1 protein-coding gene is annotated in these 602 nt (G+C 49.2%); it reads left to right on the top strand.

Annotated features, from left to right (window positions below; genetic code table 11):
* Nucleotides 1–602: hypothetical protein (locus DMB45_RS14775; protein WP_181416531.1), on the top strand; the 602-nt coding region annotated here is incomplete at both ends.

Here is a 602-nt window from a genome sequence, read left to right as displayed (position 1 = left end):
ATGCTCGATGTCGTGACGGGGGAAAAGGTAAAGACGGGGGATGAATTTTTCGCGGTGTTTAACCCCTTGTACCAGTCCTTGTTCAGCGGCAATTGCCCGGTTGATAATAGTCACCCGTTACGGGGAATCGGGTATGAAGTGAAAGAACCGTATTACACGGGTAGCCGGGTGAAGTCTCTCGATAACGATAGGAATGTTTGGGTACATTCTTTAAAATACCCGTTTATAGGAAGGGTTTTCGAACTTTTACAAAACAGGAGACCTCCTGTTAACAGTTTCTCGTTCTCGGAACAGGCGTTCATGCTTGATTACTTTTTGGAGCATACCCTGGAAGATATATTATCGGATCCCGGTTTGCGGGAAGATTTGCGGGAGTGGATCTTGTATCTTAAAACAGAAGACTTGCGGTCTCGTTTCTCGATACACGTCCCCCGGCAGGTGTGGCGTGGCAGTCTCGATAGCCTTCGCGGTCACGGGGAGGTCGATTATGACTCTTTAGCGGGAGCGTGGAGCGCTCGCTGGGGTGTGGACGTGGATAGTATCGTGATGGAGTGGGTACACGCTAAACACCAGCAGTTTTTCAGGGTAAAAAATGATGGGGT

It is taken from the genome of Sanguibacteroides justesenii (assembly GCF_003204205.1).
GTDB lineage: Bacteria > Bacteroidota > Bacteroidia > Bacteroidales > Marinifilaceae > Gabonibacter > Gabonibacter massiliensis.
Note: the sequence above shows the minus strand (reverse complement) of the source record. Positions and strands in the feature narration are given on the sequence as shown.